We start from the raw sequence: 13898 nt of genomic DNA, 5'->3' as shown, positions 1-13898 counted from the left end.
TGTAAAAGATGAGTTTAAATAATACAAAGATAAGTATAAAAAATTTAGATTTATATTATGGAAATAATCAAGCATTAAAGAAAATAAATATGAATATAGAAGAAAGGAAGGTTACTGCATTAATAGGTCCTTCTGGATGTGGTAAGTCAACATTTTTAAGAACTTTAAATAGAATGAATGATTTAATAGACAATGTCAGAATAGAAGGACAAATAGAGGTAGATGGAGAAGATATATATAAAAGTGAAGATGTAATAAAATTACGTACTAAGGTAGGAATGGTATTTCAAAAGCCAAACTTATTCCCAATGAGTATATATGATAATGTAGCCTATGGACCTCGTACACATGGAATAAAAGATAGAAAAGTTTTAGACAAGATCGTTGAAGAAAGCTTAAGAGGGGCAGCTATTTGGGATGAAGTAAAAGATAGATTAAAATCATCTGCACTAGGGCTATCTGGAGGTCAACAGCAACGTATATGTATAGCAAGAACAATAGCTATGAAACCAGAAGTAATACTTATGGATGAGCCCACATCAGCGCTAGATCCTATATCTACAGCAAAGGTAGAAGAGTTAATAGAGTCTTTAAAAGATGAATATACTATAGTAATAGTTACACATAATATGCAGCAAGCGGCACGTGTATCTGACCAAACAGCATTCTTCTTAACTGGAGAAGTAGTAGAGTTTAGTGACACAAAAACTATGTTTACAACTCCAACGGATAAGCGTACAGAAGATTATATAACAGGAAGATTTGGATAAAACTTATAAGAAAAGGAGTAAATATATGGTTGATACAAGTTTAGAGTTAAGTATAAACACACTTAAAAACTACACATTAGCAATGATAAAAAGGTGTAGGGAAGCAGTAGATAATTCTATTAACTCTATGATCAATAAAGACTTAGAGGGAGCAAAAAAAGTAATAAAAGAAGATGATGAGATAGATACTCTAAGAGAATATATAAGAGATAGAAGTATTGAACTTATAGCATTAAAACAACCAATGGCAAAAGATTTAAGATATATATATGCTCTAGGAAATATAGCACTTGATTTAGAACGAATAGGAGATTATGCAGTTAATATAGCACAAGAAACTTTAAAAATAGGTGATGAAGCCTATATAAAGGAATTAATTGATATACCAAAATCAGCTAAAATATGTACTGATATGCTTAATGATATTTATAAAGCTTTGGAAAATGAAGATGAAGACCTTTGCTATGATATAGCAAAAAGGGACGACAAGATAGATAATTTATACGAACAAATACACGTAGATTGCTTAGAAGTTATGAATAAGAATTCAACTACTATAAATCAGGGAGTAAGGCTTTTATTTGTAGGAAGGTACTTAGAAAGAATAGGTGATCACAGCACTAATGTATGTGAAAAAATAATATATGCTATAAAAGGTGAAATGGTTGAGATAGGATAAAGTAAAAGCTTTATCCTATTTATAATTTGAGATAATTTATGATTTAATTTACAAATAAGCTATAAATTAAAAATTTTAGAGATTAGTCAAATTAAGAATCAAGATAGATAAAGGAAGCAAAAAAATATATATAATTTTTATATGGGAATTTAAATAGTCCTAATTAAGGAAGATTCAGAAAATTTCAATAAATTAGAAGGTGTTGATATTATAGATATAGTGGAGTACTATTTAATTGAAAATGTTTTCAATTTCAAAGGGGGCTAATAAAAATGGGGAACAATGTTAAAGAAGTAATAGAAAAAGTTATCGATGATGTAAAAGCTAGAAATAATGGAGAACCAGAATTCCATCAAACAATAGAAGAAGTTTTACATTCATTAGAAGGTGTTTTAGAAAAACATCCAGAATACATAGATGCAAGTATATTAGAAAGAATAGTTGAACCAGAAAGACAAATAATGTTTAGAGTGCCTTGGGTTGATGACAATGGAAAAGTACATGTAAATAGAGGATTTAGAGTACAATTTAACAGTGCAATAGGACCATACAAAGGAGGACTTAGATTCCATCCATCTGTTAACTTAAGTATAATAAAATTCTTAGGATTTGAACAAATATTCAAAAATTCTTTAACTGGATTACCAATAGGAGGAGGAAAAGGTGGATCTGACTTCAACCCTAAAGGAAAATCTGATAATGAGATAATGAGATTCTGTCAAAGTTTTATGACTGAATTATATAGACACATAGGTAAAGATATAGACGTACCAGCTGGAGATATAGGAGTTGGAGCTAGAGAAATAGGATTCCTATTTGGACAATATAAGAGAATAAGAAATGCTTATGATGCTGGAGTATTAACTGGTAAAGGATTAACTTATGGAGGTTCTTTAGCTAGAAAAGAAGCTACTGGATTTGGAGTTGTATACTTTGTAAACGAAATGTTAAACTATCACAAAGATACATTTGAAGGCAAGAGAGTTGTTATATCAGGTTCAGGAAATGTTGCAATATATGCAGCTCAAAAGGCTATGGAACATGGAGCTAAAGTAATAGCTATGTGTGACTCTTCTGGATATATAGTAGATGAAAATGGTATAGATTTAAGTATAGTTAAGCAAATAAAAGAAGTAGAAAGAAAGAGAATAAAAGAATATGTAGCTAGAAAAGAAGGTGCTACATACGTTGAAGGTCAAAAAGGAATATGGACTGTTAAGTGTGATATAGCTATGCCTTGTGCTACTCAAAATGATATAAACTTAGAATCAGCTAAGATATTAGTTGAAAATGGAACTAAAGTAATTGGAGAAGGAGCTAACATGCCTTGTACAAATGAAGCTGTTGACTATTTCTTAGAAAAAGGATTATTAGTTGCTCCTGCTAAAGCTGCAAATGCTGGTGGAGTTGCTACTTCTGCTTTAGAAATGTCTCAAAATAGTATGAGATTATCTTGGACATTTGAAGAAGTTGAAGAAAAATTACAAGTAATAATGAAGAACATATTTGAAGCATCTAAAAATGCTGCTGAACAATATGGTCATGCTGGAAACTATGTTGTAGGTGCTAACATAGCTGGATTCTTAAAAGTTGCAGATGCTATGATGAGTCAAGGTGTAATATAAGTTAAACTTATATCGTTATAAATAATATAGATTTTTCAAATTCATTGAATAAAAAAGAGAGGTATCCTTTTGGATATCTCTTTTTTATTTGTAATAAAAATAAATCAATATTTCTCATGTTATAATATAAATCTAAAAAATAAACAAATAATAAGGATTAATTATAAACATGATTAATAAGAAATATATTATAAAGATAGGAGTTTAAAAAATATGGACATTTTAAAGAAAATTGCAGAGATATTAAATAAATTAGATTGTACTTGGGCTATAGGTAGTTCTATAATGCTAAAATTTAATGGATTAGTAAAAAATCCAAGGGATATAGATATATTAATAGAGGCAAAAGATTCACAAAAAATAAAAAAGGCTATGGATAATATAGGTCAAAGTCTAGATTTGCCATCTAAATATCCATTTAGAACTAAAGAGTTTTTTGGGTATAATATAGATGGAGTAGAAGTAGAATTTATGGGTAACTTTAGTATAGAGTTAGAAAATAAATCTATATACAAGTTTATACTAGATGAAAAGTCTATAAAGTATTTAACAAATTTAGATAAAGTAGTTATACCTACAACAACTTTAGAAGATTGGTTTGTAGCATATTTAGTCATGGGAGATCCTAAAGGAAGAGTACCTATTATAAAAAAATACTTAGTTAAAAATGGTATAAAACATGAAGAATTATTAAAAAGAAATTTAGAGCAGGACTTACCAAATGATATAAAAAATGAAATAATAGAATTATTAAATATAAATAAATAACAAATTGGAGGGAAAATTTTGAAATTAGAAAAAGTCGGCATGAGGACCTTTAAAACAGGATTAAGTGTAGCTGTTTGTGTTGTATTAGGTTCAATGATTGTCCAAAATCCATTTTACTCAACCATAGCATGTGTAGTATCAGTGCAAGATACAGTTAAAGGTTCGCTAAAAGCAGGATTTAACAGAGTAAAAGGTACGATACTTGGAGGTATAATAGGCTTTCTAATTGTGCTAATTAAGCCAGGAGATGCATTACTTTGTGGTCTTGGAGTAATTATTACAATATATCTATGCAATATGTTTAAACTCAATAAAGCAGTAGTTGTTGCATGTGTAACTTTTTTATCTATACATCTTGGAGTTATAAATTCTAGCCCCGCAGAGTATTCATTCTTTAGAGTGTTAGATACTTCAATAGGAGTAGTTGTAGGGGTATTTATTAATTATATATTAGCAAGACCAGACTATTTAGATACTACAAAAAATGATTTTCAATCTATAGAAAAATTAACAAAAGAATTTCTAGAACTTAAGATATTAAAAAAAGGAAGTTTTAATATAAAAGAACTAGAAAAAGAGATAAAGAAAGTAGAGGGCTCTTATTCTAAGTTGATAGATGAGCTAGATTATAGCAGAGATAATATAGATATAGAAAAAATAGAAGAAACAATAATTATATGTAGAGAGATATATTTCCATGTACAGTCAATAGAATTATTAGATAAAAAACTATACTTAAGCAAAGAAAATTATGCAATTCTAAGAGAAATCTATGAAATAGAAGAAATAGAATGGGATTTAGATGAAAGTAAAAGTCCTGTATTCAATTATCATCTAAGAAAGATAATAGAAGAAGCAGAAATACTTCATACTATTAATAGTAACAATCAATATAAATTATATTAAAACGCTTTAGTGAATCAAAAGATTAATTTAATATATTCAAATTACAAATTTAATAAATAAAATTTAGTGCCTTCGTAAATATTACCTATATAGTATTTAAGGAGGCATTTTTCATGGAATCAATTAATTTAAATACGAAAATATTAGATACTTATAAAATGAAGCTTTTTAATGAACTTATAAAAGCTATTTGGAGTGAGGAATTTGATGATATAGATAATATACCTAAAAAAGTGCTAGATAAAAGCGTATATAATGAATTTGGGGAAGAGGCCATATTAAATTTAATGAGAATAGTTATGGGGCTAGATCCAATAGATAAAATAGATGAAACAATAAAAGAAATGCTAAATAAAGCTATGTGCACAAAGGAAATAAGCACACCAATAATATCAGTAATATCTCAAGTGTGTAATCATTGTGTTAACAAAGAAGATGGAAAGGAATGTTTAGTAAAAGAGAAGCATATTAATTGTAATAAGGACAATACATGTAATTCATGTGGAGGGTGTATAAGAGAATGTAGCTTAGGGGCAATATCTGATAAAATTCAATTCATACCTATTTTAAAGTTACTAAAAGATAAAAAACATCCTGTGTACGCAACTGTAGCTCCATCATTTGTAGGACAACTTGGAAATGATGTAACTCCTGGTAAGCTAAGAAGTGCTCTTAAAAAAGTAGGTTTCAAAGACATGATAGAAGTAGCTTTAGCAGCAGATATACTTACTGTCAAAGAAAGTTATGATTATTGTAATCATATTAAAGAAAATAAAGAAGAATGTTTTATAACTAGTTGCTGTTGCCCGATTTGGATTAGTTTAATAAAGTCAAGTTACCCTGAAATTGTAGACAACATATCTAAGTCAGTATCTCCTATGATTGCCTGTGCAAGGATTATAAAGGTTTTAAACGAAGATGCTAAAGTAGTTTTTATTGGACCTTGCGTAGCCAAAAAGAAAGAAGCTATAGCAGAAGATATAAAAGGAGCAGTAGATTTTGTATTAACATTTAAAGAATTAGAGGAGATATTTAAGGCTTTGGATATAGAAGCGGATAAAGAAGTAGAAGAAAATAGAATAGAATCATCAGCTCTTGGAAGAATATATGCTCATGCAGGAGGGGTAAGTAAATCTATTGAAGAGTGTGTAAAAAAAATAAATCCGAAAGCTAATTTTAAAGCTATTACTTTTCAGGGAGCTAAAGACTGCAAAGCAGGGCTTGAAAAAGTTATAAATAAAGACATCGATGTAACTTTTGTTGAAGGTATGGGATGTATAGGTGGATGTGTAGGAGGGCCAAAACGTATTTTAGACACAGAAAAAGGTAAATCATTTGTACAAGAATATTCTAAAGAAACAAATATAAAAACTCCATTTGAAAATATAAATGTAATTCAATTTTTAGCAAAAATGGATATGAAAAAAATAGAAACACTAAGAAGTGAAGACAGGGAGAAATTGTTAGGATTATTTAACAGAGATATAAGATTATAAAGTAATAAAAAAAGGGGATTAGGGGGATGAATATAAAAAAAAATTACAAAATTTTAGCTATAATTTTAGTAGGATTTATTGTATTAAGCATAGTTATTTTTAATATACCAAAGGAAGATGAGGATAGAAAATATACTTTATTAGAAAATTATATAGTAACGAGTACTTTAACTCAAACTATAAACGAAGCTACAACACAAAAAGAAAAAGGTCCTGTTTTATTACCACAGAAGATAGCATATATAACTATAGATGATGGTCCATCTAAATACACTAACTCGATATTAGACATATTAGAAAAAAATCAAGTTAAAGCAACTTTTTTTATGATAAATGATAATATGAAGAAATATCCAGATGAATTAAATAGAATGCAAAAAGAGGGCCATGGCATGGGATTTCATAGTGTAACTCATGATATACATAAGCTCTATAAAACACCACAAGCAACATTAAATGAATTTAAAACCTGCCAAGAAACTCTTTATAATATAACAGGAGATGTATCAAAATTAATAAGGCTGCCTTATGGAAGCAAGCCTTATATGCCTAAAGAATCTTATGATATGTTAGTAGAAAATAATTATAAAATATGGGATTGGAATCTAGACACACTAGACTGGAAATCTACAACAGACAATATTTTAAGTAGTTTATTATATTATGGTAGGAATAAATCTAATTTAATAGTATTAATGCATGAAAAAGAACAAACTGTAGAAGCTTTAGATAATATTATAAGAGTATTAAAAGAAAGAGGTTATAAGATAGAACCAATAAGTGAAGATACACAAGAGCGAAACTATTGGAAAGGAAATTTTCAAAGCTAATTAAAAAAATCAAAGTAGTACATATATTATTATAAATAATTGACAATAATAATATTAATTGGATATAATTAAAGAATAAATAATAAGATAAAAACTATGATAAAGAGGAGTATGTAAATACTACTAAAAGAGATGAAGACTCATAGGCTGAAAGGTCTTCTTAGTATAGGTTTGCAGAAGGTAGCTTTGGAGTTTCTAAGCTGAACTAGCAGTAGGTTTAGACGGTGGGAATCGTTAAAATCCATAAAGAGCCCAAATTATTAAGTATCTGTATTATAGATTAGTGAAGTTATGATTAAGAGATGTAGCTAAGTAAATACGGAATATAACTCTTAAAGGATGAATGAATTCAATTTGGGAATTAAGGTGGTAACGCGAGCTTTTCGTCCTTATAAGGATGAATGGCTCTTTTTTTATTTATACTATAAAATATATAAGTTTAAGACTTTTAGTCGAAGTGAAATTTTTAAGTTACTTGTATTATTAATAATTTGAGTAAGACAAATTTTTAATAAAAATAAAATTTTAAATAAAATGAGGAGGAAATGAAATTGGAAAACACTAATTTACCAAAAACGTATAATCCAAAAGATTTTGAATCAAGATTATATTCAAAGTGGATTGAAGATGGATTATTTAAATCTAAACCAAATCCAAACAAGAAGCCTTTCACTATAATGCTTCCACCACCAAATATAACAGGACAATTACACATGGGTCATGCCCTTGACCATACTTTACAAGATATACTTATAAGATGGAAGAGAATGGACGGATATGAAGCTTTATGGCAACCAGGAACTGACCATGCTTCTATAGCAACTGAAGTTAAAGTTGTTGAAAGAATAAAAGAGCAAGAAGGAAAGTCTAAGTACGATTTAGGAAGAGAAGAATTCTTAAAGAGAGCTATGGATTGGAGAAATGAATTTGGTAGAAAAATAGTAGACCAAATGAAACAATTAGGAGACTCTTGTGACTGGGATAGAGAAAGATTCACAATGGATGAAGGATGTAACGAAGCTGTTATTGAGTTCTTCATTAAGTTATATGAAAAAGGTCAAATATACAGAGGAAACAGAATAATAAACTGGTGCCCAGATTGTAAAACAACTTTATCAGATGCAGAAGTTGAACATGAAGAACATGATGGAAAGTTCTATCATATAAAATACCCAATAGTTGGTAGTGACGAATTCTTAGAAATAGCTACTACTAGACCAGAAACAATGCTTGGAGATAGTGGTATAGCTGTAAATCCAGAAGATGAGAGATACACTCACTTAGTTGGAAAGAAAGCAATACTTCCATTAGTAAACAGAGAAATAATAATAGTTGCTGATGATTATGTTGATTTAGAGTTCGGTACTGGTGCAGTTAAAATGACTCCAGCTCATGACCCTAATGATTTTGAAGTTGGTCAAAGACACAACCTTGAAAAGATAAACGTAATGAACGAAGATGGAACAATGAACAAATTAGCTGGTAAGTATGAAGGTATGGACAGATATGAGTGCAGAAAGCAACTTATAGCTGACTTAGATGAAGCTGGATACTTAATAGCTATAAAAGATCATAATCATAATGTAGGTTCTTGCTATAGATGTCATACAGTAGTTGAACCAAGATTATCAGATCAATGGTTTGTTAAGATGGATGAATTAGCAAAACCTGCTATAGATATATTAAAGAAACAAGAATTAAAGTTTGTACCAGATAAGTTTGATAAAACTTACTTACAATGGTTAGAAAACATAAGAGATTGGTGTATATCAAGACAATTATGGTGGGGTCACCAAATACCAGCTTACTACTGTCAAGAGTGTGGAGAAGTAGTTGTTGCTAAAGAAATGCCTACTACTTGTCCTAAGTGTGGACATCATGAATTTAAGCAAGATGAAGATGTATTAGATACATGGTTCTCTTCAGCATTATGGCCTTTCTCAACATTAGGTTGGCCACACAATACAGAAGAATTAAACTACTACTATCCAACAAGCGTACTTGTAACTGGATACGATATAATATTCTTCTGGGTTGTAAGAATGGCATTTGCAGGAATGTTCTGTATGGGAGAAACTCCATTTGAACATGTATTAATCCACGGACTTGTTAGAGACTCTGAAGGTAGAAAGATGAGTAAGTCTTTAGGAAACGGAATAGACCCATTAGAAGTAATAGACCAATACGGAGCTGATGCTTTAAGATTCATGTTAGCTACTGGAAACTCTCCAGGAAATGATATGAGATTCTATATGGAAAGAGTAGAAGCATCTAGAAACTTCGCAAATAAATTATGGAATGCATCAAGATTTGTATTCATGAACATAGATGAAGAGATAATGAATGGTGTAACTAGAGAATCAGTTGAAAGCTCTATGACTTTAGCTGATAAGTGGATAATATCAAGAGCTAACAATGTGGTTAAAGAAGTTAACGACAACATGGACAAGTTTGACCTTGGTATAGCTGCTCAAAAAATTTACGACTTTGCTTGGTCTGAGTACTGTGACTGGTATATAGAAATAGTTAAGCCAAGATTATACTCTGACGATAAAGCTGCTAAACAAACAGCATTATATACATTAACATATGTATTAGAGAAGATATTAAAACTTCTTCATCCATATATGCCATTTATAACAGAAGAAATATACACTCATCTTCCAACAGTAGAAGGAAGTATAGTAGTGGCTCAGTGGCCTCATTACACTGAAGAAGACAACATGGCTAAAGAAGAAGAAATGATGAACTTAACAATGGATGGAATAAGAAACATAAGAAATGTAAGAGCTGAAATGAATGTTCCACCATCAAAGAAAGCTAAAGTTATAATAGTTCCAACAGCTGAAAAGAAAGAAGCTATGGAAGCTGGTAGAGATTACTTTGTAACATTAGCATCTGCATCAGTTGTTGAAATAGTAGACAATGAAGCTGGTATACCAGAAGATGCAGTAAGTGTTGTTATAGATGGAGTTAAAATATTTATACCACTTGATGAATTAGTAGACTTCACTAAAGAATTAGATAGATTAAATAAAGAAAAAGCTAAATTAGAAGGCGAAATAAAGAGAGTTAACGGAAAGCTTTCTAACCAAGGATTCTTAGCTAAAGCTCCAGAAAGCTTAGTTAATGAAGAAAAGGCTAAAAAAGAAAAATTCGAAGAAATGATGAAATCAGTTCTTGAAAGAATAGAAAATATAGAAGCTAAAATAAAATAGTTTATATAAAAAGAGCTACCTCTAAATAGAGATAGCTCTTTTATTATGTTATGAAAAATCTTTGAGATAAGTGGATAATTATAGTTTATAATATAAGTAAGAGAATTGAAATACTTATTTATATTAGGAGGTAGAAAAATGGCAAAAAATATATTAGGAAGAATGGCAGCCGATACATTAGGACTATCAGATATAGGAAAGATTATATCTCCTCAAGATTTTGATAAAGTTGATGGAGACGACTACATAATGCATGAAGATGGAGAAAAAATATACTTTGTTATAAAGTCAAAATCAGATGAATACGTATTTACTAATAGAGGCCTTTTACATGTAGATGGAGCAAATGCAGTTAGTAGGAAAAGGGTTGTAAAAAGACATGAATTTTACTATGAAAGAGTAGATGAAGTTACATTAGAAACTGCAGGTACAGTAGATTTAGATATAGAAATAAAGTTTAATTTCGGTAATGAAAGGTTTAGCATAGATGTAGATAAAAAACAACTAGAACAGTTAAAAGATTTATATAAAGCTCTAGTTGAAATAAGTATGATACAAGGCAGAAATTATACATCTGTAGAAGATGGTATAAATGGACTTAAGATGGCTAATGATGCAATATCAAGAAATCATCTAGAAGGAAATCCGGTAAATATAGTAGAAGACTTAGCTAAGTTTAACTTCAACTGGATGGAAAACTTAAGAAATACATATAACAATAAAGATTTTGGAGAAGTATTTGAAAAATATATAAATAACTAATAACTCATAGAATTTTATAAAAGTTATTGATGATTTATAGAGCATAGGTATACTACCTATGCTTTTATATTTATTAGATAAAGTACAATGTAAAATATTTTAAAGGATATTATTTCCGAAAAAAGGAATATATATAATCTATATATTTAAGATTGGAGAGAATGCTATGATATTGAAACTAGAAGATAAACATAGAAATATAGTCTTAGATTATGTAGTAAAGGAGCCTAGTAAAAATTTATTTATAATAGGAGATATTGAACAGCATGGGTTTAATAAAGATTTCCAAGAAGTATGGGGAAAGTTTGATGAAGATAACAATTTAAGAGGTATTTTATTAAGATACACAAATAATTTTATACCATATATTGAAAAACTAGATGAAGATGTATATGAATTTAAGGATATTATAAGAAAATATAAAGGCAAAAAAATAATATCAGGAAAAGATACTATAATAGAAAAATTTAAAGATGTATTGGAAGATTACGAAGAAAAAATTACATATTTTTGTGAATTAAAAGATGATAAAAAACTTTTAAAATGGGATGATACTATAAAACTAGGCATCGAAGAGGATGCACAAAGGATATATGATTTATTAAGTACAATAGAGGAATTTTCTGTAGAATATAGTGTTGATACAATAAGAAGTAGAATAAAAGATAATAGCACAGTATCTTATTATATAGAAAATGACAACAAAGAAATAATAACTATATCACAAATAACGGCAGAGAATAGTAAATCTGCTATGGTTGTAGGGGTAGCAACTAAAAAAGAATATAGAGAACAAGGATATATGGGTAAATGTTTATCTAAACTATGTAGTGATTTACTTAAACGCAATAAGACATTATGTCTATTTTATGATAATCCAAAAGCGGGAAGAGTATATCGTAGGATAGGATTTAAAGAGATTGGAATATGGACTATGTTAGTAGAAAAATAATTTATTATTATGATGTAATTAAATATCATATTATAAACTAAATTAGTAAAAAATATACTATAATAAAAAGTAGATAAATAATAACAAAAGAGAAATGACTAAGGGGGATAATAAATGAACTACCAAGAATCATTACATTACATAGAAGAAACTCACAAGTTTGGTGTAAGGTTAGGACTAGATAATATATCTAAACTATTAGAACTATTAGGAAATCCACAAGATAAGATAAATATAATACATGTGGCAGGAACTAATGGAAAGGGTTCAACTTGTTCTTTTATAACAAGTATATTAAAGGAAGCTGGATACAAAGTTGGATTATATACATCACCATTTTTAGAGACTTTCACAGAGAGAATAAGAGTAAATGGAGAAAATATACCAGAAGATGATGTAGCTAGAATAGTTACCTTAATAAAAGAAAAAATAGAATATATGGTGGCAAATGGATATTCATATCCTACAGAATTTGAAATAGTAACTGCCATGGCATTTTATTATTATTGTGAACAAAATGTAGATTTTGTAGCGCTAGAAGTTGGATTGGGTGGAAGATATGATGCTACTAATGTTATAAGCAAATCAGAAGTAAGTGTAATAACATCTATAAGCTTAGATCATGTAGGTATATTAGGAGATACAGTTGCTAAAATAGCCTATGAAAAAGGTGGAATAATAAAAGAAAATGGAGTAGCTATAGTATACGATCAAAGTGATGAAGCAAAAGATGTTATAAAAAATATATGTAAAGAGAAAAATGCTAAATATATAGAAGTTACATTTGATAGTATGAAAATTAAAAAATCAGATATAAATTCTCAAGTATATAGCTGTAAGGTTATGAATAAAACATATGAAGACTTAGAAATAAAGTTAATAGGAGAACATCAAGTTAATAATTCCATGTTAGCTTTAAGTGTGGTAGAGTACTTAAAAGAAGCTAAAAATTTAGATATAAATGAAGAAGATATTAGAATAGGTCTATTAAATACAAAGTGGCCAGGTAGAATAGAAAAGTTAATGGAAGATCCTATATTTATAATTGATGGAGCACACAATGAAGATGGAGCAAGTTCTTTGGCTAAATCTATAAGTGAAAATTTTGGAGACAAAAAAGGAACTCTTTTAATAGGAATGTTAGAGGATAAAGATATAGATAGTGTGTTAAAAATAATTATGCCTTATTTTGATAAGGTAATAACAACAACTCCAGATAATCCAAGAGCTATAAGCTGTGAAGCTTTAAAAGAAAAAATATCTAAATATGTGGACGATGTAATTTCAATAGAAAACATAGAAGAAGCTGTCAATTATACACTAAGAAACTCTAAAAAAGAAGATATAATAATAAGTGCAGGATCTTTATATATGATAGGAGCAGTTAGAACAATAGTAAATAATACATTAGAGTTAGCATAGTAGTATAAAACAAAGTGCCTTAAAATAGTAATAATAGCTATTTTAAGGCACTTTTCAACTTTAAAAACGATTAAAAAATAGTTTATAAATATATTATTTAAATGAACTAAAAATTTATAGAATATATTTTATACAAATAAAAAAGAGTATCAAATAAGGTAAAATACCTAAAGATACTCATAAATAAACATTATAGAGATTGGCGTATAGCTTTAGATAATTGGTCTGGGCAAGAAGTAGTTTTTCCGCCACAAGGTATATTAGCTAACTTATCAGCTACTTCAAATGCATTTTGACCAATTACTAATTGCTTAAGTCCTATTAAATTACCTGGACATCCACCTATAAACTCAACGTTAGTTATAACATTGTTATCATCTACTTCAAAATTCATTTCTCTACAACAAACGCCACTTGGCTTAAATGTTATTTTCATAATAAAACCCCTAACTTAATATATTATTTTCAAT

General features: G+C 28.9%; 12 protein-coding genes and 1 other annotated feature. Of the genes, 11 read left to right on the top strand and 1 reads right to left on the bottom strand.

The annotated features are described in order from the left end of the window. Positions 1 to 8 precede the first annotated feature (8 nt). The 11 genes from pstB to I4U66_RS05765 all read left to right on the top strand — a co-directional run bounded on the left by pstB (position 9) and on the right by I4U66_RS05765 (position 13428). Positions 9 to 770 carry a phosphate ABC transporter ATP-binding protein PstB gene (gene pstB, locus I4U66_RS05815; protein WP_166504706.1) on the top strand — a complete coding sequence of 254 codons (762 nt, stop codon included), beginning with the start codon at positions 9 to 11 and terminating at the stop codon, positions 768 to 770. A 25-nt stretch (positions 771 to 795) separates the two neighbouring features. Continuing rightward, entirely contained in the window at positions 796 to 1449 is a 654-nt protein-coding gene (phoU, locus tag I4U66_RS05810; RefSeq protein WP_092922444.1) for a phosphate signaling complex protein PhoU, read from the top strand. A 272-nt stretch (positions 1450 to 1721) separates the two neighbouring features. Next, the gene (gene gdhA, locus I4U66_RS05805; RefSeq protein ID WP_092922447.1) at positions 1722 to 3074 is read left to right on the top strand and encodes an NADP-specific glutamate dehydrogenase; all 1353 of its coding nucleotides are present in this window, start codon (positions 1722 to 1724) and stop codon (positions 3072 to 3074) included. Between the two features lie 213 nt (positions 3075 to 3287). Then, a complete protein-coding gene (locus tag I4U66_RS05800; RefSeq protein ID WP_195928594.1) occupies positions 3288 to 3842 on the top strand; it encodes a nucleotidyltransferase domain-containing protein in 555 nt (184 codons plus the stop codon). Between the two features lie 18 nt (positions 3843 to 3860). Then, positions 3861 to 4748, top strand: coding sequence for an FUSC family protein (locus I4U66_RS05795; protein ID WP_092922452.1), 888 nt, complete (start codon positions 3861 to 3863; stop codon positions 4746 to 4748). A gap of 113 nt (positions 4749 to 4861) precedes the next feature. Then, the gene (locus tag I4U66_RS05790) at positions 4862 to 6244 is read left to right on the top strand and encodes a [Fe-Fe] hydrogenase large subunit C-terminal domain-containing protein (RefSeq protein ID WP_092922455.1); all 1383 of its coding nucleotides are present in this window, start codon (positions 4862 to 4864) and stop codon (positions 6242 to 6244) included. A 26-nt stretch (positions 6245 to 6270) separates the two neighbouring features. Beyond that, positions 6271 to 7074, top strand: coding sequence for a polysaccharide deacetylase family protein (locus tag I4U66_RS05785; protein WP_195928593.1), 804 nt, complete (start codon positions 6271 to 6273; stop codon positions 7072 to 7074). Between the two features lie 87 nt (positions 7075 to 7161). After that, positions 7162 to 7468, top strand: a binding site (T-box leader). A gap of 157 nt (positions 7469 to 7625) precedes the next feature. Next, positions 7626 to 10292: a valine--tRNA ligase gene (locus I4U66_RS05780; RefSeq protein WP_271933036.1), complete on the top strand. Its 2667-nt coding sequence runs from the start codon at positions 7626 to 7628 to the stop codon at positions 10290 to 10292. Between the two features lie 138 nt (positions 10293 to 10430). Continuing rightward, positions 10431 to 11054: a PH domain-containing protein gene (locus I4U66_RS05775; RefSeq protein WP_092922464.1), complete on the top strand. Its 624-nt coding sequence runs from the start codon at positions 10431 to 10433 to the stop codon at positions 11052 to 11054. Between the two features lie 166 nt (positions 11055 to 11220). Continuing rightward, complete coding sequence (locus I4U66_RS05770) at positions 11221 to 12006, top strand: GNAT family N-acetyltransferase (RefSeq protein WP_092922467.1); 786 nt, start codon at positions 11221 to 11223, stop codon at positions 12004 to 12006. A 114-nt stretch (positions 12007 to 12120) separates the two neighbouring features. Further along, positions 12121 to 13428 carry a bifunctional folylpolyglutamate synthase/dihydrofolate synthase gene (locus I4U66_RS05765; RefSeq protein ID WP_092922470.1) on the top strand — a complete coding sequence of 436 codons (1308 nt, stop codon included), beginning with the start codon at positions 12121 to 12123 and terminating at the stop codon, positions 13426 to 13428. A 190-nt stretch (positions 13429 to 13618) separates the two neighbouring features. Here I4U66_RS05765 and I4U66_RS05760 read toward each other — a convergent pair whose 3' ends face one another. Next, positions 13619 to 13864, bottom strand: coding sequence for a TIGR03905 family TSCPD domain-containing protein (locus I4U66_RS05760; RefSeq protein ID WP_092922473.1), 246 nt, complete (start codon positions 13862 to 13864; stop codon positions 13619 to 13621). Positions 13865 to 13898: the final 34 nt, after the last annotated feature.

Source organism: Romboutsia sp. D33t1_170424_H2 (assembly GCF_015669105.1).
GTDB lineage: Bacteria > Bacillota > Clostridia > Peptostreptococcales > Peptostreptococcaceae > Romboutsia_C > Romboutsia_C hominis.
This window is presented reverse-complemented; position numbering and strand designations above follow the sequence as displayed.